The 1,391-nt window shown below is 68.0% G+C and carries 1 protein-coding gene and 1 pseudogene; one reads left to right on the top strand and one right to left on the bottom strand.

Features of this window, described 5'->3' with window-relative positions:
• Nucleotides 1-197 precede the first annotated feature (197 nt).
• Nucleotides 198-677 (top strand): annotated as a pseudogene (locus AB0I54_RS48160) (zinc-binding dehydrogenase); the annotation flags it as partial.
• 33 nt (nucleotides 678-710) lie between these two features.
• Here the strand turns inward: AB0I54_RS48160 and AB0I54_RS48155 are convergent.
• A partial coding sequence (locus AB0I54_RS48155; protein ID WP_363302757.1) for an RNA-guided endonuclease TnpB family protein occupies nucleotides 711-1,391 on the bottom strand: 681 nt, incomplete at its 5' end.

Genomic DNA, 1,391 nt, shown 5'->3' with positions numbered 1-1,391 from the left:
CGCCAACCTGGCCCGAACACGGTTCACTTCGTGTGCATCCACACATTCAACATGCCCAGGAACAGCCCGAACCAGATGACTTAACGGAGTCCTACCAGGTCGTGGTGACCGGCTTCGCGCTCGGCGAGGAACACGACGGGGGCTATGCGCCGTGGGTCCGCGTACCCGCGGACTGGGCCGTACCGCTGCCGGACGGGATGACCGCATGGGAGTCCATGGCACTCGGTACGGCCGGCATCACCGCCGCACTGGCGATCCATCAGCTCGAACACAACGGGCTGCAGCCGGACCAAGGACCGGTCGCGGTCACGGGAGCGAGCGGAGGTACCGGCAGCCTCGCAGTGAGCATGCTCGCCGGCCGGGGGTACGACGCCACCGCCATCACCGGGAAGAGCGACGCGCACCACTACCTCCGACGTCTGGGCGCATGCGAGGTCATCAGCAGGCCGGCCGCGCACGAGACGATCCGCCCGATGGAAAGCGCCAGATGGGCGGGTGCGGTCGACGCCGTGGGCGGCGATCTCCTCTCCTGGCTGATCCGGACGACCAAGCGACACGGCAGCATCGCCACCTTCGGCAATACAGGCGGCCACGAGCTGGCCATCTCCGGGCTGCCCTTCATCCTGCGCGGGATCAACCTGCTGGGAATCAACACTGGCTACTTCAGCCACGACCTGGCAGCTGTGGCAGCGTTTGACTTCCTCCCCTGCCTAAAGGCGGGGGAGTCCAGCGGTCGCCCGCTGGGTTTCCTGTTTCACCGACGACCGCCCCGTCCGGGAGGACTCCCGTTGAGGTCTTACACCGTCTCCACAGGCAGACGCCGCCAGCCCGGCGGCCAGGATGTTGCGTGCCGCGTTCACGTCGCGGTCGTGCACGGTGCCGCAGTCGCATGTCCACGCACGGACGTTCAGCGGCAGCTTCCCGCGGACCGTGCCACAGGTTCCGCACAGCTTCGAGCTGGGGAAGAAGCGGTCGATCACGACGAGTTCGCGCCCGTACCAGGCGCACTTGTACTCCAGCATCATGCGCAGGTCCGTCCAGGCCGCGTCCGAGATGGCGCGCGCGAGCCTGCCGTTCTTCAGCAGGTTGCGGACAGTGAGGTCCTCGATCACGACCGTTTGGTTCTCACGGACGAGACGAGTCGACAGCTTGTGCAGGAAGTCGCGGCGCCGGTCAGCGATCCGCGCGTGGACCCTGGCGACACGCTTGCGGGCTCTCTCCCGGTTGATCGAGCCCTTCGCCTTGCGCGACAGCTCCCGCTGCGCCTTCGCCAGGCGGGCGCGGTCGCGCCGCTCATGCTGCGGGTTGGCGATCTTCTCCCCGGTGGACAGGGTCACCAGCGACGTGATCCCGGCATCGATGCCGACCGCCGCGGCGGTGGCGGGGGCCGG

This window comes from Streptomyces sp. NPDC050625 (assembly GCF_040654755.1).
Taxonomy (GTDB): domain Bacteria; phylum Actinomycetota; class Actinomycetes; order Streptomycetales; family Streptomycetaceae; genus Streptomyces.
The sequence above is the reverse complement of the archived record's forward strand: the minus strand, read 5'-3'. Positions and strand labels throughout refer to the sequence as shown.